Below are 26,472 nucleotides of genomic sequence, written 5' to 3'. Positions count from 1 at the left end.
ACAATGCTTCTATCGGGAATACGGTTTTTCAAGCAGTTAGAACCAGATTATGAACATTAAACTTCGTTTTCCCGCTTAAAATCATTGCGGGAATGACAGAATGTGAGAGTTTTGCAATTGCCTCTAAAAATATTAATTTGGGGTAAGGGAGGCCGACGCGGATGAGCGCACCTTGTCCGCCTGACCGAAACGATAATAAAACGAGAAGACTGCCGCGGAGATTATCGCCAGGATGGAAGACGCAAAAAGCTATATCCCTTCTTCGGACCACGGCCGTAAAGAGTACCGACATGTTCTTCTGAGGGAGTATAAAACGTACGTAAAGGGCAAAGCCGGGGACAGCCGGGAAGAGGCGCCGGCCTGAGGCGACCCTGCGGCGCTGAGGACGCAGGTTATTCAGGCGATAGTCCCCTTCCCCCCTGTTGGTGGGGGGAAAGGGGGAAAATAATATAAGATCAAGCCTTCTCGGCCAACTTCAAAAAAGGCCTGAACAGATCGATCGGGATCGGGAAGACCGTCGTTGAATTGTTCTCCGCGGCAATCTGGTTCAAGGTCTGCAGATAACGAAGCTGCAGCGACATCGGCTGTGTTTCCATCAGCGCCGCCGCCTCGACCAGTTTCTGCGCGGCCTGGAATTCGCCTTCCGCGTTAATCACCTTCGCCCGCCGCTCCCGTTCCGCTTCGGCCTGTTTGGCGATCGCCCGTTTCATCTCCTCAGGAAGGTCGATCTGCTTTACCTCCACATGAGACACCTTGATCCCCCAGGGACCGGTGCTGCGATCGAGTATCTCCTGGATCTGGAGGTTCACCTTCTCCCGTTCGGAGAGGATTTCATCGAGTTCCATCTGGCCACAGACGCTTCTGAGCGTCGTCTGGGAAAGCTGGGACGTGGCCGCAAAATAATTTTCGATATTGATCACCGCGGAGTTGGGATCGATTACCCGGAAATAGATAACGGCGTTCACCTTGATGGAGACGTTGTCATGAGTGATGACGTCCTGCGGCTGAACTTCCATCGTGATCGTCCGCAGATCAATCCTGACCATCTTGTCGATAACGGGAATGAGGATGATCAACCCCGGCCCCTTCGTGGCGATGATCCGCCCGAGCCGGAAGATAACGCCCCTTTCATATTCGTTGAGCACCCGGATCGCCGACGCGAGAAACATCACAACCAGAACTATCAATACGACCAATGTGTACATAAAACCCTCCCCTTTATTTTTCTGTTGGTTCGACCTTGAGCTTCAGATTCTCCACACCAACGACTCGTATCGGGCTGCCGCCGGCAATAGGAACATTGCTGACTGCATCCCAGTATTCACCGCCGACAATAACTTTTCCCTCGGTAAGGACATCGCCTATCGCCACCCCTTCCTGTCCGGTCATCCCCTCTCTGCCCCCCTGCCGGGGCCGCAATTGCGCCTTCATCGCGATCCCGACGATGACAACGAAAAAGAGCGACGTTATGGCAACGGCAGGAATCAGCACGCTCCAGGAAACCCGGAGCGAAGAACCGGCTGTATTGAAGAGCATCAGCGAGCCGATTAACAGCGACACAACCCCTCCTATAGAAAGTATCCCGTGACTTATAATCTTGATTTCCGCGATAAACAGAATGATGGCAAAGATTATCAGCGCGACCCCCGCATAATTTATCGACAGGGTCTGCATCGCAAATAACGCCAGGATCAGCGATATGCCGCCGATCACGCCGGGCAGAATGGCTCCGGGGGTGGAAAACTCGAAGTAAAGACCGGCCAGTCCCACCAAAAACAGGATGTAGGCGATATTGGGATTGCTGAGCGCGGAGAGAATCCTGTCTCTGGTTTCCATTGTCTTTTCATGGACAACGGCGCCCGCCGTCGCGATAACCCGTTTGACGCCGTTTACGTCAACCTGCCTGCCCTCGATTTGCCGCAAGAGGGAATCGTTGTCAGTCGCCATGAGGTCGATCACATTCAGACGCAGCGCCTCTTCAGCGGTTATCGATGCGCTTTTGCGAACCGCCTCTTCCACCCACGCCTCATTGCGGCCCCTTTTTTTGGCGATCCCCTGAACGTAAGCGACGGCATCATTTTCCACCTTCATGCTCATCGTCTTGTCCGCTGTCCCACCGATGCCGATGCCGACCGGGTGGGCTGCGCCGATGTTGGTGCCCGGCGCCATAGCCGCGACATGGGCCGCGGAAACAATGATCAGCCCGGCGGAGGCTGCCCGGGCGCCGGAAGGGGCGACATACACAATAACCGGCAGCGGGGCGTTAAGAATCGCCTTGGCAATATCCCGCATCGCCGTGTCCAGGCCACCCGGAGTGTCAATCCGGATGATTATCCCCGCGGCGTCGCCCTTGGCCGCTTCCGCAATGTTTTTTTCTATATACTCGGCAATCGAGGGGGTAATCGCCGCCTCAATGGAAATCAGCTCAAAGACCGGCGCCTTTTGCGCTTCTCCCGACGAGGGGGCGGCAACACAGAAAAACAAAAGCAGCGCTGCCAGCCAGGCCAGCCTCATCTTCCGCGCTGCGCACTCGCCGCCGGCAAAAATTCCCACGCGTGCTTTGGGCCCCACGGCCTTTGTCGCACTGCACTCCCGCCTGCTTCCCCAAGTGAAACCACCCTTATTCTTCATACCGTCGCATCCCTCGGTCGCAATAACTCCATGATCTTCTGGACATCTTCCCAAACCTGTTTCTTGGCCCCCGGATTTCTGAGCAGATAGGCCGGGTGATAGGTGGGCATCAGCGGTATCCCCTGGTAGTCATGAAAATGACCTCGCAACAGCGTAATCGGGGTCTCCGATTTCAACAGCGTACGCGCCGCAAAACTGCCCAAGGCACAGATCGCCCGCGGCTTGATCGCTTCCAACTGGCTGATAAGAAACGGCTCGCAGGAAACGATCTCTTCCGGAAGCGGATTGCGGTTCCCCGGGGGGCGGCATTTCAGGATATTGCAGATGTAAACATCCCGGCGCTCCAGTCCCATCGCAATGATGATCTTGGTCAAAAGCTGCCCGGCCCGACCGACAAAGGGTTTCCCCTGGAGATCTTCGTCCCCGCCCGGCGCCTCGCCGACAAAAACCAGCGCCGCGTGGGGATTGCCCTCGCCAAAGACGATATTGCTGCGGCTTTCGGCAAGCCGGCAGCGACGGCAATCGCCAAGCTGCTCCCTTGCCGCCTCCAGCGCCGTTTTCTGCCCGCCGGCAATCTCATCTGTCCGGCGTTGTCCGAGCGGCGCTTCGGAAACCGGCAAAGACCGGCCTTCACTTGCCAGGGCGCTTTTCCCGGGAACAACATAAGAAAGAGGTCTCCCCAGTTCCCTGTCGGTAAGCACCCGCTCTTTCAGGGAACTGACCAGCAGGCGCAACTCCTCACGCTCTTCCCTATCATCACCCACGTTAAAGCCCCTTTCCCGAAAGACAGCGGTCTGTTCTGCTGATTACCGGATCTGCAAACCTTTATTGCCTGAACCAATGGTCCGTGAATATTTTTTCATCCTGCAAGGGGGAGCTGCTCCCGCATTTTTTTCACCCGGTCGAGGATGACGCCGGCCACCTCGAGTTTACTCAAAAGCGGCAACTCCTCCATGCCGCCTGCCCGGTCAAGAATCCGGACAATATTCGTATCGCCCCCGAAACCGGCGCCCGCCTCGGTCACATCGTTGGCCACGATAAAATCCATCCCCTTGTCAAAAAGCTTTTTGCGGGCGTGTTCCAGCAGATGGTCCGACTCCATCGAGAAGCCGACAACAATCCGGTTACCCTTTTTCCGGGCTATTTCCGCTATGATATCGGGATTGCGCTCCAGCCGGAGGGTCATCGGGCCCTCCTTCTTTTTGATCTTGGATTCTGCGCAGACGGCGGGACGGTAATCGGCAACCGCAGCGGCCTTGATGACGACCGTTGCAGCCGGAAAAGCTGACAGGACGGCATCGTACATCTCGCGGGCCGTCTTTACCGGGACAAAATCCACCTCCGCGGGCGGGGACAGTGCAACCGGGCCGCTGATCAGGATCACCTTCGCACCGCGGCGCCTGGCCGCGACAGCCAGCGCATATCCCATCTTGCCGGAGGAGTAGTTGCTGATAAACCTGACCGGATCCAGCGGCTCCTGCGTCGGCCCGGCGGTTACAATAATCAGCTCTTTCCGCAGATCCTTTTCGGCCAGCAGATACTCCACCTCTTCGGCAATAGCTGCAGGTTCGGGCAGACGCCCCCGCCCCTCTGTGCGGCAGGCAAGTTCTCCGTCTCCGGGGGCCATGATCAAATAGCCGCGCGCGGCCAGCTCGGCCAGGTTTTTCTGAACAACGGTGTTTTCATACATGTTTACGTTCATGGCCGGGCAGAATAAAACCGGCTTCGTCGTGGCGAGAATAATCGTACTGACAAGGTCATCGGCAATTCCCGCCGCTGCCTTGCCGATGATGTTCGCCGTTGCCGGAGCGACAACAAGGAGATCGGCAAACGCGGCCAGGGCGATATGGGGTATCTCGCCCTGAACGTTAAGGCTGAAGAGACCGGTGGCAACAGGATGGCCCGACAGTGTCTCAAAGGTAAGCGGGGCAACGAGTTTGCAGGCGCTTTCGGTCATGACGACCCGGACATCCGCCCCGCGCCGGACAAATTCCCGGAGCAGCTCGGCGGCCTTGTAGGCGGCAATGCCCCCGGTTACACAAAGCACTATTTTTCTTTCCTTCAGCATTTTTGTGGAGTCCCCCCAGTTCGTGGTCTGCCCGGTTTTTTAGGGTAGGCAAGACTTATAACAATGATCTCAAACAATATCAAGAAATACATATTTCCGCTCCCGATCTTGCAATCCCCTCTGAAAAACGCTATAGGCCGACGTAATATTTAAGGAGGGGGAGAGAATGAAGAGGAAATTATTGTATATTGCCACTTTGGTGCTGCTGCATGCCGTCGGCGCCTGGTGGTTCTTCGGAACTATTGGCGAAAAAGGCAAGCCTGCTGTTAAAATTGGCGCCGAGGCGGGGTTTATCGGCAGACAAAAGACAATCAGCGTCGTTTTCTCGGACAAGGGACAGGGGCTTCGCCATACGGAGATATCCATCACCCAGGACAACATCCCCCACGTTCTCTCAACGATTGACTACCCGGATAAAAACACCGCAACTAAAACAGTTGCCCTGACCATCGATACGGCGGCGCTGAAGCTGCATGACGGCCCCGCTGTAATAAAAGCATCCGCAAGCGACCGTTCTATATGGAAGAACAGCACCGAGATCGCAACTCCAACACAGATAGACCTCCTGCCCCCCCAGATATATCTCCAGACCGCGCAGAACCATGTCAACATCGGCGGCGCCGGGGTCGTTTCCTACAACCTTTCCGAACCTGTTTTACGAACCGGCGTTCAGGCGGGGGGCATTTTCTATCCGGCATACAAAACTACTCTGGCCGGGAAAGAGGCGTACGTGGCGTATTTTGCCCTGCCAGATGAAACTCCCCCCGGGGGCGGCGCCTGGCAAATAGCTGCCCTGGCCGTTGATAACGCCGGCAACGAGACGCTGAACACGATCCCCGTCCTGATCAAGAAAAAGAAATTCCACAGCGACAAGATAATCCTGAGCGATGACTTTCTCAATCGCAAGATGCCGGAATTTCAGACCTCGCAGCCGGAGCTGCGGGGGAAAACACCATTGGAAACCTTTACAATCATCAATACTGCAACCAGAGTTGCCAATCTGAAGACAATCCAGGCCGCGGGCGAAAAAACGGACGGACGGCCGCTTTGGAACGGCCCCTTTCTCCGGATGAAGGGCGCCGCGCCGAGGGCCTTCTTCGGCGACCGCCGCACCTATTTTTATAACGGGCAGCCGATCAGTGAGAGCATTCACAACGGCGTCGATCTCGCCTCGCTGGCCCATGCCTCGATCCAGGCGGCCAATGACGGCATTGTCCGCTTCGCCGGCGCGATCGGAATCTATGGGAATTCGGTAATCATCGACCATGGGATGGGGCTTTCAACGCTTTACTCCCACATGAGCTCCATCCTCGTCAAGCCCGAACAGACGGTAAAAAGGGGCGAGGCGATCGGAGTCTCCGGGATGACCGGGCTTGCCGGCGGGGATCATCTCCATTTCGGAGTCGCCATCAACGGCCAGTTTGTTGATCCTGTGGAATGGTGGGATCCGCACTGGATAGCCGATAATATAACGAAGAAATTGGGACAATAGCCCCGCGGAAACTTTTACGACTTCCCGATATCGCGGTGGGTTATGTTTACAAAATAATCCTTCCTCGAAAAATGGGTGCCCAGCAGATTGGCAATAACCACGGAACGGTGGTGGCCCCCGGTGCAGCCAACGGCGATCGTGAACCGGGATTTGCCTTCCTGTTCGTACATGGGGATAAGGAAATCCATAAAATCAAGCAATTTGGAGGTAAAATCCCGACCGTCTTCCGACTCCAGGACATAGTCGCGGACGCGGGCGTCATGGCCGTCAAAAGGGCGAAGCTCAGCGACAAAATGGGGATTGGGCAGAAAACGCACATCCAGAATCATGTCGGCGTCCACCGGAAGGCCATAGCGATAGCCGAACGAAACTACCTGGATAACCATGCTTTTCGTTGCTGCCGAGAGAAAGTGCCGCTGGATGATATCCTTGAGCTGGTGGACATTGCAGGAAGAGGTGTCGATGACCTTATCGGCCATCTTTTTCAGCGGGGCGAGTTTCTCCTTCTCGAGACGAATGCCATCCAGAATGGAACCCCGGGGGGCAAGGGGGTGAACCCTCCGGGTCTCGCTGAAGCGGTGCAAAATAGTTTCGTCCGAGGCATCCAGAAAGATAATCTCGATGCGATACCCTTTTTCCTTAAGTTGCACAAAAATCTGCGGGTATTTTTCCAGAAACTCATTTTCCCGGAGGTCCATGACCATGGCAACCTGCGACACCCCCTTGGCGGGCGCCGACTGAATGGCAAGAAACTCCGGGAGCAGAATAACCGGCAGGTTATCGACGCAGAAAAAACCGATATCCTCCAGAGCCCTGATCGCGGTGCTCTTACCGGAGCCTGACAACCCGGTTATTATAACAACCTGCATCGATTGCATAATTAAATCCTCACCGATTCAGGGCTCATCATCCTTTTCGGAGATAACCGCAAACAAGTCATCATGCAGTTTCGCCTCCATCAGCCTCTTTCTGAAAGCAGAATCCTTGAGCATCCTCGATATCTTGGCCAGCACCTTGAGGTGCAGACCGGCGGAATTTTCCGGTGCCATCAGCAGAAAAAAGAGGTGAACAGGGCTGTGGTCCATTGCCTCAAAATCAATCCCCTCCCGGCTCCGGCCGAAGGAAACAACCATCTCCTTCAGACCGGCCATTTTCCCATGGGGGATGGCAACGCCGTCGCCGATTCCCGTGCTTCCCAAACTCTCCCGGGCAAGCAGGATCTTGAGCATTTCTCCGGGATCCATGACCAAACCCACTTTTTTAAACACCCCGGATAGCTCCGCCAGCACCTCTTCCTTATTTGTCCCCTTGAGTTCTTCCAAAACAAACTCTCGTTTGAGCATCTCGGTTATTTTCATGCCTGACTATCCTTTAAGCTTAACGACTTGTTTCCAGCAGCACAAATTTACCGTCTTCGCGTCGATAAATTACGTTGACGTTTTCCGTCAGCGAATCACGATAAACCAGGAAATGGTTTTTTGTCGTTTCCATTTTCAGAACAGCATCATCGATAGACATGGGCTCCAACACGATCTGGCGAGTCTCAACCAGTTTGAAATCAGGCGTTTCCTCAATCTCTTCCAGCGGCGCCTCAAACCCCGGCTCGCCGCTCCGGGCGGCGTTGGTTTTCAGGTCGCGGATCCGCTCCTTGTGTTTCTTCAACTGCCGCTCGATCTTTTCTATGGCGTTGTCAATCGCCATATGCATATCCTTTTCCTCTTCCTTGCCGTTAACGCTCAACCCATTGGACGACAGATTTATCTCCGCTGTATTCCGGAATTTCTCCACCGACAGTATGACACGGGCATCGACCGGATCATCGATATACTTCTTCAGCCTTTTCAGTTTCTCTTCCGCATAACCCCGTTGCCAATCTTCCGCCTCATCCGTATTCCTGAATGTAACAGAAATCTTCATGATCCAATCCTCCTGTCTGTTATTTACCTGCAAATTTACCAGCGGGAAACGAAAAAAGAGGCGCCGCCCCCCTTTCTCGTCATAACCTTTTCACTGATACTTCTTTCTCATTGACGATGGCAGAATTCCCATGATGTCGCGATATTTTGCAATCGTTCGGCGCGCTATCGTCAGACCGGAAGCCTCCAGAAAGCCGGCAATTTTCTCATCGCTCAGCGGTTTGCGGGGGTCTTCCGCTGCGATCATTTTTTTTATCTCCTCCTGGACGCTTTTGGAAGAGATATCATCGCACCCGGCCTTGTGAATGCCGCTGCCGAAAAAAAACCTCAATTCAAACATCCCCCGGGGAGAGTGCATATATTTGTTTGTAACAACCCGGCTTATCGTTGATTCGTGCATTTCCAGCTCATCGGCGACATCCCGGAGTATCAGAGGTTTCAACGCGTCAATACCCCGATCGAAAAAATCCCGCTGAAAACGCACGATGCTTTCCGCGACCCGGCGAATCGTCCGCTGCCGCTGCTGAATGCTCTTGATCAGCCAGCTTGCCGACTGCATTCGCTCCTTTATATACCTTCTTCCGTTATCCTGCTTTGTTTCACCTTTCGCGCCGCCGGTTATCTCCCGATAGTAATTGCTGATCCGCAATCGCGGCACTCCCTCATCGTTGAGCAGGACTTTGTAGCCATCCCCGCTTTTAATAACATAAACGTCCGGCACGATAGCCTCTATGCGTTCCTCGTTATACCCGCTTCCGGGGTGGGGATCCATATTGGTGATTATCTTTACCGCCGCGTTCACATTCTCGCTCGACTCCCTCAACTTTTTCGCTATGTGGTCGTAATTTCTCGTTTTCAGGTCATCGAGATGATGAAGAATAATTTGCTCTACAAGAAAACGGGCCTCCCCCGCCAGTCTCGCCTGGAGCAAGAGACATTCACTCAAATCGCGGGCGGCGATCCCGGGCGGATCAAATTCCTGGACCTTCTTGAGTACCGCTTCGACAAGGACCGGGGTAGTTTTCGCGCCAGCGGCGATTTCTTCCAGACTGGCAGCCAGATAACCTTTTTCATCGATATTGCCGATAATCTGTTCTCCCGTGCGCCGTTCTTCCCCGGTAAATTGCGACAGCATCAGTTGCCACATCAGATGGTCAGTCAGTGATGTTTTTCCGGCAACAGTTGTTTCCCAGAGGGGGGCGCTGTCTTCATTGCGGCTGACCGAAGAGGCTCCGGACGGCGCATAATCTTCGAGATATCCATCCCAGTCAAATTCCTCCCGACCGTCCCCTTCCCCCGTCAGCTCCTCCTGACTCCTGACAACCGCCGCCCCTTCCGAAGGCGCGTCTTCACCATTGGCCTGTTCGATCTTCGCCTCTACTTCGGGCATCTCATCCGAAACAATCTCTTCAAGGAGCGGATTTTCCTCCATCTCCTGATTGACGGCATCGACCAAATCCAGCCGCGACATTTGCAACAGTTTTATTGCCTGTTGCAACTGCGGGGTCATGATCAGTTGCTGGGCCAATTTTAAATTCTGTCTCAGTTCAAAGGCCATTTTCTATCCAAGTTCTTTCTTTTTAGAATCTAAAGTCGGCGCCGAGATATAACTTCCGGGCAATCTCGGAGGCGGCGATAAAATCAGGGGCGCCCTCCACGAGTATCTTCCCCTCATTTACTATATAAGCGCGATCACAGACAGAAAGGGTCTCCCGCACATTGTGATCGGAAATGACGATCCCGATTCCCTTGTCCCGGAGTCGCTTGATGATTTTTACGATGTCGGCAACGGCCAGCGGATCGATGCCCGCAAAGGGTTCGTCGAACAGGATATATTTGGGCGAGGTCACCAGCGCCCTTGTAATCTCCACCCGGCGACGCTCGCCGCCTGACAGGGAATAGGCCATGTTGTCGGCCAGTTGCGTCAGATCAAGTTCGGCCAGAAGGATGCGCAAGCGCTCCTGTCTTTCGTCCGGGGCAAGCGACAGGGTTTCTATTATCGCCAGGATGTTGTCCCGCACCGTCAGCTTACGGAAGATGGACGGCTCCTGCGGCAGATAATTCAACCCATTTCTGGCCCTTGCATACATCGGGCTGTCGCTGATGTCGCTGCCATCGAGAAAAATAGAACCCCCATCCGGTTTTATCAGGCCGACTATCATGTAAAAAGTCGTTGTCTTGCCGGCGCCGTTGGGACCCAGGAGGCCGACAACCTCGCCGGGGCCTACCTCCAGATCGACCCCATCTACCACCTTTCTTTTGTTGTATATTTTTACAAGACCTGTTGCCGCAAGTTTTCCCATGCATATTCCTTAAAGAAGGCACTCAGCCACCATCATTTTTTCTCGCCGGGATAGATCGTTGCCGACACGCGCCCGTTTTGCCCGCCTTCGACAACACCCCTGTTCTCTTCAAGAAAGATAACGACCTTATCCCCCTTTATTATATTTTTCCCCTCTTTCAGAACAGCATCGCCGGTCATCGTGATCTTCTGGGCGACCTGATCGAAGACGGCGGCATTGCCCGTGGCTACCCGTCCGCTCTCGCTTACAGTCACCTTCCCTTGCGCCTCTATTTTTTCTACACTGCCCGAATCCTTGAGGGCGGAGGAGGGTTGTCCGGACGTTTTTTTATCGTCTTTATAATAAACCGTCAGGCGCTCGGCATGGATCGTCCGCCCTCCCTGGGCAGCAACGACATTTCCGGAAAACACAACCGTCCGTTTATCATTGTATGCCTCCAGGCGATCGGCGTCAACCTGCAGCGGTTGATCCCTGTTGATCTCGACTCTCGTCTTTGCCTCGCCCCATAACCCCGCCGGACTGCCGATCAGCGCCAATAAAATTCCCAACCCCGCAGCTCTTTTTATAATCTTTATCGCCATTTTCCCCTTTCCCTGCTATCTCGCCAAAGACTTGGCCCGCACTTGCGACAGGATAGTAACCTTTTCTTCCTTCAGGTTAAAAAGCATCCCCACTCCGTTTATCCTTATATTGCGGGTCTCCATGACGACCGGCTGGTCGGTCTCGATCCTTTTGAGGTTATCCCGATAGTTCAACCGTCCGGTCTGGAAACGATCACCGCTATCCGAAACCAATACGACGTTCCCTTCCAAACTCAAATCCTTTGAGAGGGTATTCAGACGCCCCTTGTCGCCGCTCATCGTGATGATGCGGCCGTCTTTCATTACTACCCGGGCCCTGATTTTCTCAAAGAGGGCAAGGTCTCCCTGTTTGCGATACAAAGCCGAGTCCGCCGTTATTTCCCATTTCATGCCGGAGCTGCCGACCTGTGTATAGCGAACGCTTTTGGCCTGCAGATCCACCTTGTCGGCCATTTTCTCAAGGAGCGCCTTCCGGGGCGCCTTCCCCACGCCGATTAAGACAGACGCTACCGACAGGATCAAAATCAGCAGAACAATTGCGAGGAGGGTCTTTTTTCTGGCATTCATAGTCAACAGGCGCTCAGCAATCAGCGCTCGGCATTCGGCGCGCTAAACCGTTTTATCCAGCCTCGGGATCAATAACCGCTGCATCAGCTTCGGGGTGATTCTACCATCCGGGGTCACAGATGTAAAGACTAAACCGTTTCCGCCCGCTCGTTGTCCAAGCCGTAACGGGCGACAATATCGCCCCAAAGGCCTTGCGCCTTCAGAATCATCTCGCACACCTCCCGGACAGCCCCCCGCCCCCCGGGGTTCGTTGTAACATAATCGGCATCTTCCCGCACCTCACGGACTGCATCGAAAACGGCAATGGAAAGGCCCGCCTTTCTCATGATGGGAATATCGACAATGTCATCCCCGATGCAGGCTGTTTCGTCGGGAGGCACATTGCGCCTCTTGATTATTTCCTCAAAAATTTTGCCCTTGTCCCGGATTCCCTGATGAACCTCGGTGATCCCGAGATCTGTTGCGCGCCATTCAACCGCCCGGGATTGCCTGCCGGTTACCAAAACAACATCTATCCCGTAGCGGAGAAGCAATTTCAGCCCGTGGCCATCCCGGACATTAAACTGTTTGCTTTCCAGCCCCTCATCGTTGACGACTATCGTGCCATCGGTCAGGACCCCGTCCACATCGGAAATAAAAAGCTTCACGCGCCGCAGCTTGTTGAGAAGTTTCTCGTCCGTTATCCCCATCGTCATCTGCCTGAACCCATTCCTCTCTCCTGCAAATTCCTCTAAAACCAGCCGCCCTTTTCCGCGATATCGTCCCTATCCGCGCCGGCGCTTTTCTTACGGGACGAGCTTCGTCGCCTCCTGGTTCAGCCCAACCCCGGACGGACGACCGCATCAATTTTCAAAAGCGTCGCCAACAGCGCCGGCAGGCTGTCCAAGGCCAGCGAATTGGGACCATCGCTCAGAGCCCGCTTCGGGTCCGGATGAACCTCAAAAAACAGGCCATCGACGCCTGCCGCCACTGCCGCCCGAGCCAGATAGGGAACCATCGCGCGGTCGCCCCCCGAGGCCGTCCCTGCCGCGCCGGGGAGCTGGACGCTGTGGGTGGCGTCAAAGATAACCGGATATCCTGTTTTCCGCAGCACCGGCAGCGAGCGAAAATCAACGACGAGGTTGTTGTACCCGAAAGAAGCGCCCCTTTCGGTTAGCATGATGTTTTCATTGCCCGCGGCAGCCGCCTTTTCTACGATATGGATTGCATCCTGAGGGGCGATAAACTGCCCCTTCTTGATATTAATAACCTTCGCCTGGCGGGCGATCTCCATCACGAAATCGGTCTGGCGGCACAAAAATGCCGGGATCTGCACGACATCGAGGATCTTCGCCGCCGGGGCAATTTCCTCAAACCGATGGACATCGGAAAGAACCGGGATATCAAGCTCTTTGCGCACCCTGGCCAATATCTCCAATCCCCGGCTCAACCCCGGTCCACGGTATGATTTATGGGATGTTCTGTTGGCCTTGTCATACGAAGCCTTAAAAATGAGAGGAATCTCCAAGCTCGCCGCCATCCGCTTCAGCTCTTGGGCGATGCTCATTGCGCTGTCTTCGTCTTCAATGACGCACGGCCCGGCAATAAGAACCAGCGGCGCCCCGCCGCCTATTTCAAAGTCTCCCATATTTATCTTTTTCATCGGCAATCCTCTTTATTAATCTGCATTAACATCACCCTCCTTAAGCATTAGCGATACGCGGCTGATTTTCCTGCTACTCTTTCTGACGCAGCATCATGATCCTTATCCGCGGGATATTACTTGCCGCCGTTTGCGCCTCCGGATTCAGACGGTAGGCCGCCGTGTACGACTTCAGCGCTTCGTTCAAGAGACCCTTCTTTTCATAGGCCGCCCCTAAATTTACATGGGCGTCGTAATCCTCGGGATCGTATTTCAGCGACAGACGATAGTACTTTATTTGCCGGTCGGTGTCACCTTTCAAACCATAAAGATAAGCGGCGCCGGAATAGAGAGACGCCTTCTTCGGCTTTAATTTGATCAGCTTCCGGTAAACGCCGAGCGCCTTTTCGTAGTTTTTCTCCCGGCTGTAGATTTCCAATAATTTGGCCAGAGACTCTTCCGTCGGGTTCTGGACTGCCATTTTTTCATACAGGGCCTTCTCTTTGCCGGCATTGCCTCCCCGCGCATAGATTTTCGCCAGATTAGTCTGGATTTGCTGATCCTTCTCCCCATACCGTAGGGCCTTTTCCCAGTTTTCCGCGGCCTTGCCGGGCTTTTTCATTTCCGCGTAGCAGAAACCAAGACGGGTATAGAGCGCGGCTTTCGAGGGATTCTTGCGGATAATTTTTTCATAGAGAACCGCCGCCTCCTGGTATTTTTTCTCGATGAAAAGGATGTCGGCCAGCCTTTCGGCCGCTTCGTAATCGTTCGGATTGAGTTTCAGCGCCTTTTTATACTCCGCCCCCGCCTCGGCAAACTTTTTGTCCTTTTCATAAGCGACCGCCAGATTGAAATGAATTACCGGATCCGCAGGTTTCAACTCCACCGCTTTGCGGTAATTGGCGATCTCTTCCCGGTGATTGCCCTTAGCCCCCCAGGCAAAACCAAGATTGGCATAAAGGGAGGCGTCCCGGGGCTGTCTTTTCAACATCTCCCCGTATAATTTGATCGCCCCGTCGAAGTCTCCGGTCTTCAACAAAATTCCGCTCAGGGACGCCGCTACCGGCTCGGCCTGCGGCGCCTTCTCCAGAGCCAGGCGGTACTGTTTCGCCGCCATCTGCTGATTGCCGCTCTTTTCATAGGCCTCCCCCAACCGGTAGAGAACCTCGGGACTTCCGGGACGCAGTTTCAGCGCCCCTTCGTAGGCGGAGATCGCCTTTCCCCAGTTTCCGAGGCTCCCCCAGGCCCCGGCAAGATCTGCCAGCAGTTGCCCATCCTGCGGGTTTACGGCAAGCGCCCGCAAACCACTCCGGATTGCTTCATCATAACTGCCGATTTTGAGGTAGCATTGGGCAAGCCCGGTGAGAGCCGTTCCGTCATCGGGATTCAGCCTCAGAACCTCTTTGTACTGGCTGATTGCCTCCGCCGTCAGGCCTGACTTGAAATAAAGGGCCCCCAGCATCCGGCGGACATTCGCATCTTCCGGGGTCATCTTGACTGCCCGCTTCAGGTAGTCTATCTGAACCCTGCTATTTTTTGATTCACGGGCATAACGGAGCCAATCCTGGGGAGTCACAACCACCCGGATCGGAAGGGACGCAAGCAAATTGCCCTGATAGGACACCCTGAAGTTCAGTTCCCCCCCCCTTTTTTCTGTTCCCCCATTTTTCCTTGCCGCCGCTATTTTGTCAACAAGTTCCACACCCTTCACAAGCTTGCGGAAATCATCCCTGCCGCCCGTTCCCTCGATGTCCACCTCTAATCCCCTACCGGAAAGGACGTCTGTTTCAATCTCTTTAACGATAAATTGATCCCGGTAGGAAACCTCAAACACATCCCCTGCCTTCAGGATGTAATCATTCCCGTTTTTCTCCACGACCAACGAATAAAAATGCGGCGTTCCGGAAAAAACGAAAAAAGCGATTGTGTTTTTAGTCCGGACCAACGCCGCGGCAACGGTCCTTGCCTGCTCCGGCAGCAGATACCCGGCGGCGGCTATGCAGCAGGCCGCTAACAGCGAGGCAATCAGACCGACCATTCCCATCCTGCTGTTTTTTGCTTCTTCCTTTTTTTCTTTCGGCGCCCGGCCCGATTCATATTCCATAGCTGCCTTTTGCCCTTCTCATTTTTTCACCCCCGGGGATGATACCGGCGATGTACCTCCTTAAGCCGTTCCCGCGTCACGTGCGTGTATATCTGGGTGGTCGAGATATCGGCATGACCGAGCATGAGCTGCACGGAACGTAAATCAGCGCCCCCCTCCAGCAGATGCGACGCAAAGGAGTGGCGAAAGGTGTGGGGGTGAACCTTTTTCTCCAATCCAGCCCGTGCCGCATACCCCTTGACGATCTTCCAGAAACCCTGCCTGCTCAGACCCCGGCCAAAGCGATTCAGGAACAGCAGGTTGCAGCCGCTGCCTTTGAGCAGCAGCGGCCGGGCAATTTCTACATATTTTTTCACCCGGTCGTAGGCCGTTCTGCCGATCGGCACAATTCGCTCCTTTTCCCCTTTGCCGGAAGCCACCAGATACCCGACATGCCAGTTTATGCTGTTCAAGGTAAGCCCAATCAGCTCCGAAACCCGGATGCCGGTCGCGTACATGAGTTCGAGCATCGCCCCATCCCGAAAATCCGCCGGGGTTTCAGCGCCCGGTTTAGTTAGAAGCAAAGCCATCTCCTCACGGCTTAAAACCTCCGGGATGCGCGTCCAGATTTTGGCGAGTTCTATATGGGACAGGGGGGTATGGTCAATCTTTTTTTCCCGGAGCAGATATTTGTAAAAACCCCGGAGCGCGGCAAGGGAACGGTTCATCGAATTTGCCGACAGTCCTGAGACGTGAAGAAAAGTCAGATACGCAACTACATCTTCCGCACCGATTGGCCCCAGCCCGCCCCCCTCCCGCTGCGTCGTGAATTTCGCATAACGAAGCAGATCACGGCTGTACCCGTCAATCGTGTTGGGCGAAGCCCCCTTTTCGACAATCATAAAATTCAGATACTCGTCGATCAGACTGTACATTATTTATCTCTTGCAGCGACTAATTTGACTTCCGGGGAATAACCAGCTTGCTGCCTACATAAAGCAGGTCGGGCCGCTTAAGATTATTCAGTTGCTTTATCGCCTCGGTTGTTGTTTTGTGACTTACGGCAATCGAATATAAGGTATCGCCCCTTTTTACCTTATAGACGGTGGTTGGCGCCGAAGCATCGCCGGGGTCTCCTCCGCTTGCCGGAAGCGGTGGAAGAAATTTCACGATCGCCTCGGCCGCCGCGAGCGCTATTTTCTCCTGGAAATCTCCATTTTTCAGCAGTTTTTCTTCCTTCAAGTTAGAGATAAAAGCGGTCTCCAGTAAAACTGACGTAATTTCAGGAAGTTTTAGGACATAGAAGGACGCTTCCTGAACGTCCTCAAATTTAATGCCGCTTACCGCCTTCAGGTCACTCAGTAAGATACGCCCGAAACTTCGGGACTGATTTTTAACATGGTTCTGGAACATATCAAGGATGATCGGATCGGAAATATCACTTTGCTCTCCGGCGGGGACGCCTCCGATCACGTCCGCCAGGTTTTCGTTATCGGCCAGAATCTTTGCCGCTTCACTGCTGGCAGCGCCGTCGGCAATGCAATAAACGGAGCTGCCCCGGGCCGCCCTGTTTTTGGCCGCATCCGCGTGGATGCTCAAAAAGAGATCAGCGCCATGTTCCCTCGCAATCATAAGTCTTTTTTTAAACGTCACATAATAGTCGCCCTTTCTGGTTAAAAAGGCGCGATAGCCATTTTTTTTATTAATGATATCGTGCAGTTTACGCGCAATGTCCAAAACAACATCCTTTTCATACGTTCCTTCCTTCCCGACGGCGCCGGGCGCATCCCCCCCATGACCGGGATCGATCACCACCACCCTCTCCTTTTTTTTGTCCCCTATTTCCTCGCGTGGAGGTTTGTCCTTCTGCTCAGCTTCCGGCAGGATAATATCAACGACAATCCGCTCCGGTTTATCGCGAAATTTTTTCAGTTTAAAAACGTTTGTCTGCAAATTTTCGAACATTCGTATTTCAATGATTACCTTGGACGGGGGAAAAGCGGACTGGAAAACGGCCTGCAGCCCCGGTTTGTTGAAAACCTTCAAACCGGCAAGAGCGGCGGGCAGGGCGGCATCTGCAAAAATGAGCTTAATCTGCCGGTCACCCTTTTCAATACGGAAATCAGCCTCTTGACTGGTATCGATAACCAAACGGGTGTGATCCGGGGCCACCCAGTGGCGAACGCCCAGGATGTCGGTTGCGGCTTTAGCGTCTGCCGAAAAGGTCGCTCCCAGAATCCCTGCCAGCACAAAAAATAAAAACCTCCCCTTCCTAAGCATCCGTACCCCTCCCTTGGTTTGCTTCTATCAGCTTGACAAAGGAAATTCAATCCCCACGGGAAAATTTGATTGACAAATTCCGCCATTAATGACATTGATACCGCCGTTTTAAAGGCTGACAGCGGAACGTAAAATGGGCTAAGTATCTTTAAGACCGGTTATAAACCGAATGTCGCTTGTCCGGTTTAGGTTTTAGGGGGCGATTAGCTCAGATGGATAGAGCGCTGGTCTCCGGAACCAGAGGTCGTGGGTTCGAATCCCACATCGCCCACCAATAGCGCCAGGGGGCGGCATCGACAAAGACGCCGCATAAACTCTCAGGAGTTAACCAAGTAGAGTGTCTCCTTGCCTGCATCCTGAATGCAGGCTATAGAGCCGAAAGGAGGAAGTAAAATTGAGGAAATATGAAACGATTTTGATCGCCAATGCGGATTTGCGCGACGACGAACAAACCGCCCTCATTGCCCGGTACAGCGGAATCGTGACCGGACAGAAAGGCATCCTGATCAAGGGTGATTGCTGGGGCAAGCGGAAACTGGCGTACGCCATAAAGAAACAGACCCGGGGCATTTATGTCCTGCTCGAGTATGCCGGAGAGGGCGCAGTTGTCAACGAACTGGAGAGAAATCTCAAGATTGACGACAAGATTCTGAAATTCATGACCATTCTCAAGGAAGACGGGATTGATCCCGTTGCCCTGGAAAAGGAACTGGCCGAGTTGAAACAGAGGAAAGCAGATGAAAGCAAGGTTACCCCTCCTTCCAGGGACGAAGCCCCTCAACCGGAAAATGATCAGCCGGAAAAGGACGCGGAGATAGCGGAAACGCTCCCTGAAGATGCAGCAACCGAAGCAAAGGAGGAAAATTAATCATGGCTTTTACACCTGCAACAAGAACGCCGGGAAAGGGACCGCGCCCTCAGAAGAAGTTCTTCCACAAAAGAAAATTTTGCCGCTTCTGTACGGACCATAACCTGAATATTGAATACAAGGATCCCCAGACACTCCGAGAGTTTATAACCGAACGGGGCAAAATAATGCCGCGCCGGATCACCGGAAACTGTGCAAAACACCAGAGGGAGATTACCGTGGCGATAAAAAGGGCAAGAACGATCGCCCTGCTTCCTTTTGCCGTTTCCGAGGGATAAATAACGCTGAAACAAGACTGGCTCAGAACTTGATATTGGCAAGAACCCTTGACAATGAATTGCTGCAGGGATGGATGATCATTACCGTGACCTTCCTCTTCGTGGCCCTGGTTCCTTTTATAGGCCCGCTCGTTGTCGTCCTGACCCCGTTGCCCGTTCTCTATTACGCCTCCCATCTGGGCCGGCTGCGCGGGTTTTCGGTTCTGGCGGCTTCGTTTTTGACGTCGTACGGCATTCTCTACCTCCTGAAGCAGCCTGTTCATCTGCCGACGCTGTTGATGATCGCCATCACGGGGCTCCTGCTGTCAGAGGTTATAAAGCGCAATTATTCGTTCGAAAAGACCATTTTGACGGCTTCCCTGTTTTTGTTTTTTTGCGGCACAGCTTTTATCGGCTTGCGCTCCTGGCAGGCCGACATCGCCCCCTGGAAGCTGATCGAAAGCTATGTGGCTGTTTTAATAAAAGAAAACATCGAGCTTTACAGCCAGTTGAATATTTCTCAGGAGCAAATTAAGGTGATCCGCGAAAACACCGGGCAGATCACACGCTTTTTTGCCGGTGTTTTCCCAGCATTGGGACTTTCAGGAAGCGTGCTTACGGTATGGGCGAATCTGCTGGCGGGACAAATGTTATTGCAGGTCAGGAAGTTTTCCTTTCCCGAATTCGGAGATCTGACTTTATGGAAAGCGCCGGAATGGCTGGTTTGGATTTTTATCGCCGCCGGGGGAATGCTGTTTTTCCCCGGGGAAGGCATTGTCATCCTCGGGATGAATCTGCTGATTATTCTCTGCATGATCTATATGTTTCAGGGTTTGGCCATCACAGCGTTCTTTTTCCGGAAGAAACAAATCCCGCGGCTGTTCCGATTTTTCTTCTACGGACTGCTCCTGATCCAGCAGTATATGCTGTTAATAGTTGTTGCCCTGGGCCTTTTCGATTTGTGGGTTGATTTCCGCAAGCGGATAAAAGATGCAAACCACACGGATGATAACCAATAATTATGATGGCGACATTAAGTGTCGCCATCCTCAAAGGAGGAAAAAATGAAGATCATTTTAAATCAGGGGCTCGACACTCTCGGAAAAGCCGGCGATCTGGTGAAGGTTGCCGATGGATATGCCCGCAATTACCTGATCCCCAAGGGACTGGCCTCCGAAGCAGACGGCAGGAACATCAAGGCCTTTGAACACGAAAAGAAACGGATAATGGTTCAGGCTGAAAAAGACCGGAAAAAGGCCGAAGAGATCGCAGCCAGACTGGGTGCGATAACCTGTACAATCGCCCGGCGCGTGGGCGAGCAGGAAAAACTGTTCGGGTCGGTCGGCGCCAGGGACATCCAGGAGGCGCTTGGCCTTTTGGGAATCGAAGTCGATAAAAAGAATATAATTTTGGATGATCCGCTCAAGGCGCTGGGTGAATTCCCGGTCCGCATCAAAGTCGGCGGCGGGACCACAGCCGAAATAAAAGTAGCGGTAGTTGCGGAAGGATAAACCATGTTCAGCAAAGTCAGGCCGGCGCTTTTTCGATGAAAGACATAGATGTTTCCCTGCACAAGATTCCCCCGCAAAACCTTGAAGCGGAGCAATCCATTCTGGGGGGAATCCTGCTCGACAATCAGGCGCTGAATGCGGTTCTGGAGGTGCTTACCCAGTCCGACTTCTACAGCGACGCCCACCGCAAGATTTTCACCTCGATCCTCGAGCTGAACAACCGCAACGAACCAGCCGATCTGATTACGCTCAGCAACATCATGAAGGACCAGAAAAAGCTTGACCAGGTAGGGGGGGTATCCTACCTGGCTTCGCTGGTAGATAACGTCGGTTCGGCGGCGAACATCGCCTACTATGCCAAGATTGTTAAGGAAAAGAGCATTCTGCGCAACATGATCGGCGCGGCGACCGAGATCCTCAACAACAGCTACGACGTGGGCGGGGATGTCGATCAGATTCTGGATCAGGCGGAACACGCCATCTTCGAGATCTCCGAAAACAAGATACGCCCCTCTTTTTCCCCGATCCGGGAGATAATGAAAGACAGTTTTCAAACCATTGAAAAGCTCTATGCCAATAAAGAGCTGATCACCGGGGTAGCCACCGGGTTTGACAAATTAGACGACATCACTTCCGGCCTGCAGAAGTCCGATCTGATCATTATCGCCGGTCGGCCCAGCATGGGGAAAACGGCGTTTGCCCTGAACATCGCCCAATACGCGGCACAGGAAACCGGCGTTCCGGTGGCAATCTTCTCGTTGGAAATGGCGAAGGAGCAGCTTGTCATGAGAATGCTCGCCGCCGAGGCCCGCGTTGATTCACAGCGTCTGCGCAAGGGCTTTCTCGGAGAAACGGACTGGCCGAAACTGACAGATGCAGCCGGACGTCTGTCCGATGCCCCGATTTACATAGATGACACGCCGGCGATTACCGTCATCGAAATGAAGGCAAAAGCGAGACGGCTCAAGGCGGAAGCGGGACTGGGACTTATTGTTCTCGATTATCTGCAGCTGATGCGGGGAAGCGCCTACCGTGATTCCCGCGAACAGGAAATTTCGGAAATCAGCCGCTCTTTGAAGGCCCTCGCCAAGGAACTCTCGGTGCCGGTCATTGCCCTTTCCCAGTTAAACCGAAAAGTTGAGGACCGCACCAACCGTCGGCCGATGATGGCGGATCTGCGGGAATCCGGTGCGATTGAACAGGACGCGGATGTAATTGCCTTTATCTATCGCGACGAAGTGTACAACAAATCGGAAGACAACCAGGAAAAGGGGATCGCCGAAATAATCATCGGCAAACAGAGAAACGGGCCTACCGGCGTCGTGAAGCTGGCCTTCCAGGAGAAATACACCCGTTTTGAAAACCTGGCGATTGTCGCAAGCCAGTAAAATCAGGCCTCCAGCAGTTTGGTCTCCTCCCGCAGATACGGGATAGCGAGCGCCATCTTTTTCAACGCCTGCTTTTCTATCTGCCGCGCCCGCTCCCTGGTCACCCGAAAGTGATCGCCCACCTCCTGCAGGGTCAGCGGATTATCAGCCATGACCCGGTTGCGGATGATGAAGCTCTCCTTATCATTGAGTTTGGCAAGCGCCCCGGCTATGTTGCGCTGGACTATGGACGTCTCCTCTTTCCGGATCAGGGACGTTTCCTGATCCTCGCCCGCATCGGTCAGGTAATCCAGATGGGTGGACTCACTCTCGTCATTGACTGCCGTGTTAAGCGAAAGATCGCGGCTTCCCATCCTTGTTTCCATTTCCGCAATCTCCGCTGCCTTGACTCCCAGCGATTCGGCTATCTCTGAAAACTCCGCGTGCTTCTCGGAGAGGGTTTCCAGCGTCTTTCTTGCCTGGCCCAGCTTGAAGAAGAGCTTCCGCTGGGTCTGGGTCGTGCCGATTTTTACCAGGCTCCATGATTTTATGAGATAATTCTGTATATAGGCGCGTATCCACCAAACGGCATAGGAAATCAAACGGTAACCCTTGTAGGGGTCGAACTTCTTTACCGCATGCATCAGGCCAATGTTGCCTTCCTGAACAAGATCGGGAAGTTTCATTCCGTAATTCCGGTATTCATGGGCAATCTTGACCACAAAACGCAGATTCGAGACAACCAGCTTTTCCGCTGCCTGCATATCATTGTATTTTTTGAACCGGACGGCGAGTTCAAACTCCTCTTCCGCCGTCAGGATGGGAAACCTATTTATTTCCGAAATATAAACATCAAGGGTCCCCGTAACAGCCGGAACATACAAAGCTGATCCTCCTGTAATTTAATCAGTCCAAAAGTAGGGCATGCTAACGCAATTTCCCCTGAATATCAAGCTAAATGCGCCTGCTGCAAGGCATACCGCGCTCCTGCAACTCAGCGGATTATTGTCGGTAAGCGCCTTCAGGCCTCATGGCAACCGTGCTCATGCAGATCGCAGGTCATTCCCGAATCCTTGAGTCTTCCCGCAAGCCAGCTTTCGGCAACTGCCTGCACATCACCCGAGCAGCCCCTCAAGACATCGATTCCGCAACTGTTTAGCACGTTCACGGCGCCCTGTCCCATGTTTCCGGCCAGAATCATCTTGACGCCGGCCTCGGCGAGCGTCTGGGCAATATTTGATTTACAGCCGCAATTTGCCGGAGACGAAACGGTTTCCTCGGAAATGATTCCCTTCACATCGTCAACGGTAAATACCGTAAAGTATTCACAATGGCCAAAGTGTGCATCCACCTGATGCTGACTTGACGGTACAGCGATTTTCATAGAATTTTCCATAAATTTCTCCTTTTCAAAACAGTTTTATATTATGCATATTCCCCGCAATGCGGGCAACCCCGTTCACTGCACTTGCCGCATTCAGGCCCCAGTGCGCGCCGGCAGCCCGGCAGCCGGTCCGGTTTCTCCTCCCGCATGGAGACGGAACCTCCCTCAATCTTCAAAACCTTGCCGTTGACGAGAACATCTGCGACTTTCCTGTGCGCCGCCTCGATGATCCGGCCAAAGGTCTGCCGGGAAATGTTCATCCGCGCGGCAGCCTGCGCCTGGTACAGCCCTTCGAGATCGGCCAGGCGGATTGCCTCGTATTCGTCGAGGTTCAACAACACCTCAACAAAAAGCGCAGCCCTCTCCCCCTCCGGCTTGAAGCTGATTTTTTCGGGCATGGCGAAGATTTGTCGGCAACACTTCGGTCTTGGCATAATCGCACCCCTCGCCGCGGCTTATAAGCATATGCCCATAACAAGTCAAGCAGAAAGTTTTTCACAACGCTAATTGGCGATGGCGCTGAGGTAAAACTTCGAAGAAGCAAACCCGGCGATTGTAATTTCCGCAAATCCGGTGTATGAAGGCTCCCAATACGCATAAGGAGGCAACAACATGAAAGTTTTTATCGTATATTATTCTTTGTACGGACACATCCACCGCATGGCGGAAGCGATGAAAGAAGGCGCCGCGGAGGTTGCCGGAGCTGATGTTCATCTGTACCGCGTACCGGAGACCCTCCCGGAAGAGGTTCTGAAAAAAATGGGTGCGCTGGAGTCCCAAAAAGCCATGGCCCACGTTCCCGTCTGCAAGGTGGAGGATCTCCCCCAGGCGGACGCAATCATCTTCGGCACGCCCACGCGCTTCGGAAACATGTGCGGCCAGATGCGCCAGTTTCTCGATGCGACCGGGGGAATCTGGGCACAAGGGGCCCTTGTCGGCAAGGTCGGCAGCGTCTTTGTCAGCAGCGCCACCCAACACGGCGGTCAGGAATCGACCATCCTCAGTTTTCATATAACGCTTCTGCACCACGGAATGGTCTTGGTCGGCCTGCCCTACGCCTTCGCCGGGCAGACCCGCATCGACGAAATGACCGGCGGGTCTCCCTATGGCGCCTCCACCATTGCCGGAGGCAAAGGCGAGCGGATGCCGTCGGAAAATGAGCTGGCCGCAGCCCGCTTCCAGGGAAGACATGTGGCCGAGATCGCCTCCAAATTGTCCCGTAAACCTTAAAGCTGCGGGCCCGCCGAGGGCAAGACAGGTTATACATCGGCAAAGAGTTTATCAGCAAAGGAGCCTGTATTGATATGAAAGATAACAGTAATTGGGTCGAGCAAAAGCAGGATCTGGAGAAAATGCTGACCGCCAGGAACCGGGTAATTGCCCTCTGGTATGCCTCTTGGTGTCCCTTTTGCAGAAAGTTCCTGCCCATCTTCGAGAAGCACGCTGAAGATCCGGGTCATAATTTTCTGTTTGTCCGCGACGATCAGGAGATTCTCGGGGAGAAATATGCGGTGGAGATCGTTCCCACGGTGCTTTTCTTTGAGAACGGGGCGGTTGCAAAACGGTTGGATGGAGTTGCGGCCGTAGGGCTGACCGAAAAACAGTTGGTGGAATTCATCGCCGCCTGTCCCTAACCGGGAAGCGCACAGTGTCCACAGAAGATAATTTTGTTCATCCGCAGACCCTTTGATGGTCTTGTGTAAATTACGGACAGGGGAGGTTTATTCAGATATGGCCAAGCAGAACAAACAGCAGCTCCAAACGCAAACGAAAGAAGCGCCGCGACTCGCTCCGAATGAAATGGCGGCGCGTCTCTTTCTGACCGGCTTCGTCTGCCTCTGCATCGGGGTAGGCATCGGTTATTTCTTCGGCAGTCAATCCGGCTCGATAAGCAACTCCGGTTCCTCGGCGCCTTTCCAGGCGCAGACATCTCCCTCCTCCCCAAACCAGCCGCCCGCTCAGAATCCGGCAATCGCCGCGCAAAATGAGGCCAGCCTCCGGGCCTTGCTGGTGGCGAATCCGAAGAATCTCGAAGCGCTGATTGAGCTTGGCAATCTCTATTACGATCAGGGACAGCACCAGCAGGCAGTCGAGTGGTACGGCAAGGCGCTGGCAATCGATCCCAATAATGTCAACGTCCACACGGATCGGGGTGCCAGCTATTGGAGCCTCAACCAGCCTGACGCGGCGATCGCCGAGTTTAAGAAATCGCTCCAGGTGGACCCGAACCATCCGCAGACCCTCTACAACATCGGCTTGGTTTACCTGCAGGGCAAAAACAACAGAGCAGAAGCAAAAAAGGCGTGGCAAAAACTGCTGACGGTCAGCCCGAATTATCCCAACCGTGCCGATATCGAACAGCAGTTGGCCGCGATGGCGGCAGCCCCTCCGTCCGGGGCGCCGATCGCTCCGAAAAAAGCCCGCCCCTGAGCGAGTTCCGCTTTTTTCTTTGCCGTCGGTCTGCCCGATCGTATAGGTGCTGATTTCGGCAAGCCCGACTGGTCGCGCTTGCCGGGGACTGTGAACTCGGGAAAAACGGAGTATCCGGGAGCACGCTTACACTAAAAAAGGAGCCCATAATTATGAACTATCTGCAGGTATTTTCTGATTATGTCTGACCCTGGTGCTACTTCAGTACCGGGCGTATTGAAAAGTTGAGAGAGAATTTTCAGATTGAGATCCAATGGAGGGCATTTCCTCTCCACCCCGAAACCCCTGAAGAGGGGCTTACCGTGGAAGAGCTATTTGCCGGCAGGGGCATCAACATTCCCGAAGCAATGGCCCGTTTGCAGAAGATAGCAAGGGAGTTGGACTTGCCTTGGGGCGACAGAAAGAAGACCTATAACAGCAGGTTCGCCCAAGAATTGGGCAAATGGGCAGATACCAAAGGAAAAGGAAATGAATACCACAACGCGGTTTTTCGCGCCTATTTTGGCGACGGTAAAAATATTGCCAAACCGGATGTCCTGATGGGGCTGGTGAAAGCTGCGGGGCTTCCCGCAGATGAAGGCAAAGAAGCACTGCAAAAGAGAACCTTCAAGGAGTCCGTTGATGCCGACTGGGCGCTGGCTGAGCAAAGGGGAATCTCCTCCGTTCCAACCTTTGAGCTCAACGGCCAAACCGTGGCCGGGGCTCAACCATACGAGGTTCTGGAGCAATTTCTCCTGAAAAACGGGACTAAAAAAAGGGGAGCGAGCTAATCCAGCGAGGCGCACCCCCTCTGATATTTTCAGGAAAAGCCTTATGTACAGAATAGAGAAGCTTTCCCATATAGCAATGTTTGCCGCCGCGCTGTTTTTTGTCTGGACCGCCAATGCCGACGCTGTCACCCTCTATGAACGCTCCCGGGAAAAGTTCCTGGCAGAAAGCGAGAAGGTTTCACCAACTGATTTTACGTTCGTCGTGCGCGGCGACAGATGAGCCAATTGCAAAACTATTTGTCATTCCCGAAAGCGGAGCTTAATGTACACAATGCTTCTATCGGGAATACGGTTTTTCAAGCAGTTAGAACCAGATTATGAACATTAAACTTCGTTTTCCCGC

At 53.6% G+C, this 26,472-nt stretch carries 30 protein-coding genes and 1 tRNA gene; 12 read left to right on the top strand and 19 right to left on the bottom strand.

What is annotated here, in order from left to right; genetic code table 11:
• Positions 1 to 455: 455 nt before the first annotated feature.
• The 4 genes from K0B01_11795 to coaBC form a co-directional block, all read right to left on the bottom strand.
• Positions 456 to 1,205 (bottom strand): slipin family protein, encoded by a 750-nt coding sequence (locus tag K0B01_11795; GenBank protein MBW6486820.1) that lies wholly within the window; start codon positions 1,203 to 1,205, stop codon positions 456 to 458.
• 13 nt (positions 1,206 to 1,218) lie between these two features.
• Positions 1,219 to 2,631, bottom strand: coding sequence for a nodulation protein NfeD (locus K0B01_11790; GenBank protein MBW6486819.1), 1,413 nt, complete (start codon positions 2,629 to 2,631; stop codon positions 1,219 to 1,221).
• The gene (locus tag K0B01_11785; GenBank protein ID MBW6486818.1) at positions 2,628 to 3,395 is read right to left on the bottom strand and encodes a uracil-DNA glycosylase; all 768 of its coding nucleotides are present in this window, start codon (positions 3,393 to 3,395) and stop codon (positions 2,628 to 2,630) included. The genes K0B01_11790 and K0B01_11785 overlap by 4 nt, the downstream gene beginning before the upstream one ends.
• A 95-nt stretch (positions 3,396 to 3,490) precedes the next feature.
• Positions 3,491 to 4,699 carry a bifunctional phosphopantothenoylcysteine decarboxylase/phosphopantothenate--cysteine ligase CoaBC gene (coaBC, locus tag K0B01_11780; GenBank protein MBW6486817.1) on the bottom strand — a complete coding sequence of 403 codons (1,209 nt, stop codon included), beginning with the start codon at positions 4,697 to 4,699 and terminating at the stop codon, positions 3,491 to 3,493.
• Between the two features lie 166 nt (positions 4,700 to 4,865).
• Between coaBC and K0B01_11775 the strand changes: the two genes are divergently transcribed.
• The gene (locus tag K0B01_11775; GenBank protein ID MBW6486816.1) at positions 4,866 to 6,191 is read left to right on the top strand and encodes a M23 family metallopeptidase; all 1,326 of its coding nucleotides are present in this window, start codon (positions 4,866 to 4,868) and stop codon (positions 6,189 to 6,191) included.
• A gap of 14 nt (positions 6,192 to 6,205) precedes the next feature.
• Here K0B01_11775 and rapZ read toward each other — a convergent pair whose 3' ends face one another.
• The 12 genes from rapZ to K0B01_11715 all read right to left on the bottom strand — a co-directional run bounded on the left by rapZ (position 6,206) and on the right by K0B01_11715 (position 17,542).
• The gene (gene rapZ, locus K0B01_11770; GenBank protein ID MBW6486815.1) at positions 6,206 to 7,069 is read right to left on the bottom strand and encodes an RNase adapter RapZ; all 864 of its coding nucleotides are present in this window, start codon (positions 7,067 to 7,069) and stop codon (positions 6,206 to 6,208) included.
• Positions 7,070 to 7,087: 18 nt separating this feature from the next.
• Positions 7,088 to 7,549, bottom strand: coding sequence for a PTS sugar transporter subunit IIA (locus K0B01_11765; GenBank protein ID MBW6486814.1), 462 nt, complete (start codon positions 7,547 to 7,549; stop codon positions 7,088 to 7,090).
• Between the two features lie 19 nt (positions 7,550 to 7,568).
• Positions 7,569 to 8,108, bottom strand: a complete 540-nt coding sequence (raiA, locus tag K0B01_11760) for a ribosome-associated translation inhibitor RaiA (GenBank protein MBW6486813.1) — start codon at positions 8,106 to 8,108, stop codon at positions 7,569 to 7,571.
• 90 nt (positions 8,109 to 8,198) lie between these two features.
• Positions 8,199 to 9,665, bottom strand: coding sequence for an RNA polymerase factor sigma-54 (gene rpoN / locus K0B01_11755; GenBank protein ID MBW6486812.1), 1,467 nt, complete (start codon positions 9,663 to 9,665; stop codon positions 8,199 to 8,201).
• A 22-nt stretch (positions 9,666 to 9,687) separates the two neighbouring features.
• Complete coding sequence (gene lptB, locus K0B01_11750; GenBank protein ID MBW6486811.1) at positions 9,688 to 10,410, bottom strand: LPS export ABC transporter ATP-binding protein; 723 nt, start codon at positions 10,408 to 10,410, stop codon at positions 9,688 to 9,690.
• 32 nt (positions 10,411 to 10,442) lie between these two features.
• Positions 10,443 to 10,991: a lipopolysaccharide transport periplasmic protein LptA gene (gene lptA, locus K0B01_11745; protein ID MBW6486810.1), complete on the bottom strand. Its 549-nt coding sequence runs from the start codon at positions 10,989 to 10,991 to the stop codon at positions 10,443 to 10,445.
• Between the two features lie 15 nt (positions 10,992 to 11,006).
• Positions 11,007 to 11,558: an LPS export ABC transporter periplasmic protein LptC gene (gene lptC / locus K0B01_11740; GenBank protein MBW6486809.1), complete on the bottom strand. Its 552-nt coding sequence runs from the start codon at positions 11,556 to 11,558 to the stop codon at positions 11,007 to 11,009.
• Between the two features lie 128 nt (positions 11,559 to 11,686).
• Positions 11,687 to 12,253: an HAD-IIIA family hydrolase gene (locus tag K0B01_11735; protein ID MBW6486808.1), complete on the bottom strand. Its 567-nt coding sequence runs from the start codon at positions 12,251 to 12,253 to the stop codon at positions 11,687 to 11,689.
• Between the two features lie 119 nt (positions 12,254 to 12,372).
• Positions 12,373 to 13,191: a 3-deoxy-8-phosphooctulonate synthase gene (gene kdsA, locus K0B01_11730; protein ID MBW6486807.1), complete on the bottom strand. Its 819-nt coding sequence runs from the start codon at positions 13,189 to 13,191 to the stop codon at positions 12,373 to 12,375.
• Between the two features lie 82 nt (positions 13,192 to 13,273).
• Positions 13,274 to 15,283 carry a tetratricopeptide repeat protein gene (locus K0B01_11725; GenBank protein ID MBW6486806.1) on the bottom strand — a complete coding sequence of 670 codons (2,010 nt, stop codon included), beginning with the start codon at positions 15,281 to 15,283 and terminating at the stop codon, positions 13,274 to 13,276.
• 26 nt (positions 15,284 to 15,309) lie between these two features.
• Positions 15,310 to 16,197, bottom strand: a complete 888-nt coding sequence (xerD, locus tag K0B01_11720) for a site-specific tyrosine recombinase XerD (protein ID MBW6486805.1) — start codon at positions 16,195 to 16,197, stop codon at positions 15,310 to 15,312.
• A 19-nt stretch (positions 16,198 to 16,216) separates the two neighbouring features.
• Entirely contained in the window at positions 16,217 to 17,542 is a 1,326-nt protein-coding gene (locus K0B01_11715; GenBank protein MBW6486804.1) for an N-acetylmuramoyl-L-alanine amidase, read from the bottom strand.
• Positions 17,543 to 17,739: 197 nt separating this feature from the next.
• Here K0B01_11715 and K0B01_11710 point away from each other — a divergent pair.
• From K0B01_11710 to dnaB, 6 genes are all read left to right on the top strand, one after another.
• Positions 17,740 to 17,816: transfer RNA gene (locus K0B01_11710), tRNA-Arg, on the top strand.
• 120 nt (positions 17,817 to 17,936) lie between these two features.
• Positions 17,937 to 18,410, top strand: a complete 474-nt coding sequence (gene rpsF / locus K0B01_11705) for a 30S ribosomal protein S6 (protein MBW6486803.1) — start codon at positions 17,937 to 17,939, stop codon at positions 18,408 to 18,410.
• A gap of 2 nt (positions 18,411 to 18,412) precedes the next feature.
• Positions 18,413 to 18,688 carry a 30S ribosomal protein S18 gene (gene rpsR, locus K0B01_11700; GenBank protein ID MBW6486802.1) on the top strand — a complete coding sequence of 92 codons (276 nt, stop codon included), beginning with the start codon at positions 18,413 to 18,415 and terminating at the stop codon, positions 18,686 to 18,688.
• A gap of 35 nt (positions 18,689 to 18,723) precedes the next feature.
• Positions 18,724 to 19,686 carry a YybS family protein gene (locus tag K0B01_11695; protein MBW6486801.1) on the top strand — a complete coding sequence of 321 codons (963 nt, stop codon included), beginning with the start codon at positions 18,724 to 18,726 and terminating at the stop codon, positions 19,684 to 19,686.
• 45 nt (positions 19,687 to 19,731) lie between these two features.
• Positions 19,732 to 20,178, top strand: a complete 447-nt coding sequence (gene rplI / locus K0B01_11690) for a 50S ribosomal protein L9 (GenBank protein MBW6486800.1) — start codon at positions 19,732 to 19,734, stop codon at positions 20,176 to 20,178.
• A gap of 35 nt (positions 20,179 to 20,213) precedes the next feature.
• The gene (gene dnaB, locus K0B01_11685; GenBank protein MBW6486799.1) at positions 20,214 to 21,566 is read left to right on the top strand and encodes a replicative DNA helicase; all 1,353 of its coding nucleotides are present in this window, start codon (positions 20,214 to 20,216) and stop codon (positions 21,564 to 21,566) included.
• Positions 21,567 to 21,568: 2 nt separating this feature from the next.
• Here dnaB and rpoH read toward each other — a convergent pair whose 3' ends face one another.
• The 3 genes from rpoH to K0B01_11670 form a co-directional block, all read right to left on the bottom strand.
• Entirely contained in the window at positions 21,569 to 22,429 is an 861-nt protein-coding gene (gene rpoH, locus K0B01_11680; GenBank protein MBW6486798.1) for an RNA polymerase sigma factor RpoH, read from the bottom strand.
• Between the two features lie 137 nt (positions 22,430 to 22,566).
• Positions 22,567 to 22,941, bottom strand: coding sequence for a NifB/NifX family molybdenum-iron cluster-binding protein (locus tag K0B01_11675; GenBank protein ID MBW6486797.1), 375 nt, complete (start codon positions 22,939 to 22,941; stop codon positions 22,567 to 22,569).
• A gap of 29 nt (positions 22,942 to 22,970) precedes the next feature.
• On the bottom strand, positions 22,971 to 23,363 hold the full coding sequence (locus K0B01_11670; protein MBW6486796.1) for a DUF134 domain-containing protein: 393 nt from the start codon (positions 23,361 to 23,363) through the stop codon (positions 22,971 to 22,973).
• A gap of 178 nt (positions 23,364 to 23,541) precedes the next feature.
• Here K0B01_11670 and wrbA point away from each other — a divergent pair, with 178 nt between their 5' ends.
• From wrbA to K0B01_11645, 5 genes are all read left to right on the top strand, one after another.
• The gene (wrbA, locus tag K0B01_11665) at positions 23,542 to 24,159 is read left to right on the top strand and encodes an NAD(P)H:quinone oxidoreductase (GenBank protein MBW6486795.1); all 618 of its coding nucleotides are present in this window, start codon (positions 23,542 to 23,544) and stop codon (positions 24,157 to 24,159) included.
• A 74-nt stretch (positions 24,160 to 24,233) separates the two neighbouring features.
• Complete coding sequence (locus tag K0B01_11660) at positions 24,234 to 24,563, top strand: thioredoxin family protein (protein ID MBW6486794.1); 330 nt, start codon at positions 24,234 to 24,236, stop codon at positions 24,561 to 24,563.
• 97 nt (positions 24,564 to 24,660) lie between these two features.
• A complete protein-coding gene (locus K0B01_11655) occupies positions 24,661 to 25,359 on the top strand; it encodes a tetratricopeptide repeat protein (GenBank protein MBW6486793.1) in 699 nt (232 codons plus the stop codon).
• 224 nt (positions 25,360 to 25,583) lie between these two features.
• Positions 25,584 to 26,129: a DsbA family protein gene (locus K0B01_11650; GenBank protein MBW6486792.1), complete on the top strand. Its 546-nt coding sequence runs from the start codon at positions 25,584 to 25,586 to the stop codon at positions 26,127 to 26,129.
• 43 nt (positions 26,130 to 26,172) lie between these two features.
• Positions 26,173 to 26,349, top strand: coding sequence for a hypothetical protein (locus K0B01_11645; protein MBW6486791.1), 177 nt, complete (start codon positions 26,173 to 26,175; stop codon positions 26,347 to 26,349).
• Positions 26,350 to 26,472 lie beyond the last annotated feature (123 nt).

Source organism: Syntrophobacterales bacterium, from assembly GCA_019429105.1.
Classification (GTDB): domain Bacteria; phylum Desulfobacterota; class Syntrophia; order Syntrophales; family UBA5619; genus DYTH01.
This window is presented reverse-complemented; position numbering and strand designations above follow the sequence as displayed.

What these genes read in the sequence shown, in the direction of transcription:
- K0B01_11795 (MBW6486820.1), bottom strand. Translation starts at nt 1,205, where the DNA reads ATGTACACATTGGTCGTATTGATAGTTCTGGTTGTGATGTTTCTCGCG.
- K0B01_11790 (MBW6486819.1), bottom strand. Translation starts at nt 2,631, where the DNA reads ATGAAGAATAAGGGTGGTTTCACTTGGGGAAGCAGGCGGGAGTGCAGT.
- coaBC (MBW6486817.1), bottom strand. Translation starts at nt 4,699, where the DNA reads ATGCTGAAGGAAAGAAAAATAGTGCTTTGTGTAACCGGGGGCATTGCC.
- K0B01_11775 (MBW6486816.1), top strand. Translation starts at nt 4,866, where the DNA reads ATGAAGAGGAAATTATTGTATATTGCCACTTTGGTGCTGCTGCATGCC.
- rapZ (MBW6486815.1), bottom strand. Translation starts at nt 7,069, where the DNA reads ATGCAATCGATGCAGGTTGTTATAATAACCGGGTTGTCAGGCTCCGGT.
- K0B01_11765 (MBW6486814.1), bottom strand. Translation starts at nt 7,549, where the DNA reads ATGAAAATAACCGAGATGCTCAAACGAGAGTTTGTTTTGGAAGAACTC.
- raiA (MBW6486813.1), bottom strand. Translation starts at nt 8,108, where the DNA reads ATGAAGATTTCTGTTACATTCAGGAATACGGATGAGGCGGAAGATTGG.
- rpoN (MBW6486812.1), bottom strand. Translation starts at nt 9,665, where the DNA reads ATGGCCTTTGAACTGAGACAGAATTTAAAATTGGCCCAGCAACTGATC.
- lptB (MBW6486811.1), bottom strand. Translation starts at nt 10,410, where the DNA reads ATGGGAAAACTTGCGGCAACAGGTCTTGTAAAAATATACAACAAAAGA.
- lptA (MBW6486810.1), bottom strand. Translation starts at nt 10,991, where the DNA reads ATGGCGATAAAGATTATAAAAAGAGCTGCGGGGTTGGGAATTTTATTG.
- lptC (MBW6486809.1), bottom strand. Translation starts at nt 11,558, where the DNA reads ATGAATGCCAGAAAAAAGACCCTCCTCGCAATTGTTCTGCTGATTTTG.
- K0B01_11735 (MBW6486808.1), bottom strand. Translation starts at nt 12,253, where the DNA reads ATGACGATGGGGATAACGGACGAGAAACTTCTCAACAAGCTGCGGCGC.
- K0B01_11725 (MBW6486806.1), bottom strand. Translation starts at nt 15,283, where the DNA reads ATGGAATATGAATCGGGCCGGGCGCCGAAAGAAAAAAAGGAAGAAGCA.
- xerD (MBW6486805.1), bottom strand. Translation starts at nt 16,197, where the DNA reads ATGTACAGTCTGATCGACGAGTATCTGAATTTTATGATTGTCGAAAAG.
- K0B01_11715 (MBW6486804.1), bottom strand. Translation starts at nt 17,542, where the DNA reads ATGCTTAGGAAGGGGAGGTTTTTATTTTTTGTGCTGGCAGGGATTCTG.
- rpsR (MBW6486802.1), top strand. Translation starts at nt 18,413, where the DNA reads ATGGCTTTTACACCTGCAACAAGAACGCCGGGAAAGGGACCGCGCCCT.
- rplI (MBW6486800.1), top strand. Translation starts at nt 19,732, where the DNA reads ATGAAGATCATTTTAAATCAGGGGCTCGACACTCTCGGAAAAGCCGGC.
- dnaB (MBW6486799.1), top strand. Translation starts at nt 20,214, where the DNA reads ATGAAAGACATAGATGTTTCCCTGCACAAGATTCCCCCGCAAAACCTT.
- K0B01_11675 (MBW6486797.1), bottom strand. Translation starts at nt 22,941, where the DNA reads ATGGAAAATTCTATGAAAATCGCTGTACCGTCAAGTCAGCATCAGGTG.
- K0B01_11670 (MBW6486796.1), bottom strand. Translation starts at nt 23,363, where the DNA reads ATGCCAAGACCGAAGTGTTGCCGACAAATCTTCGCCATGCCCGAAAAA.
- wrbA (MBW6486795.1), top strand. Translation starts at nt 23,542, where the DNA reads ATGAAAGTTTTTATCGTATATTATTCTTTGTACGGACACATCCACCGC.
- K0B01_11660 (MBW6486794.1), top strand. Translation starts at nt 24,234, where the DNA reads ATGAAAGATAACAGTAATTGGGTCGAGCAAAAGCAGGATCTGGAGAAA.
- K0B01_11655 (MBW6486793.1), top strand. Translation starts at nt 24,661, where the DNA reads ATGGCCAAGCAGAACAAACAGCAGCTCCAAACGCAAACGAAAGAAGCG.
- K0B01_11645 (MBW6486791.1), top strand. Translation starts at nt 26,173, where the DNA reads ATGTACAGAATAGAGAAGCTTTCCCATATAGCAATGTTTGCCGCCGCG.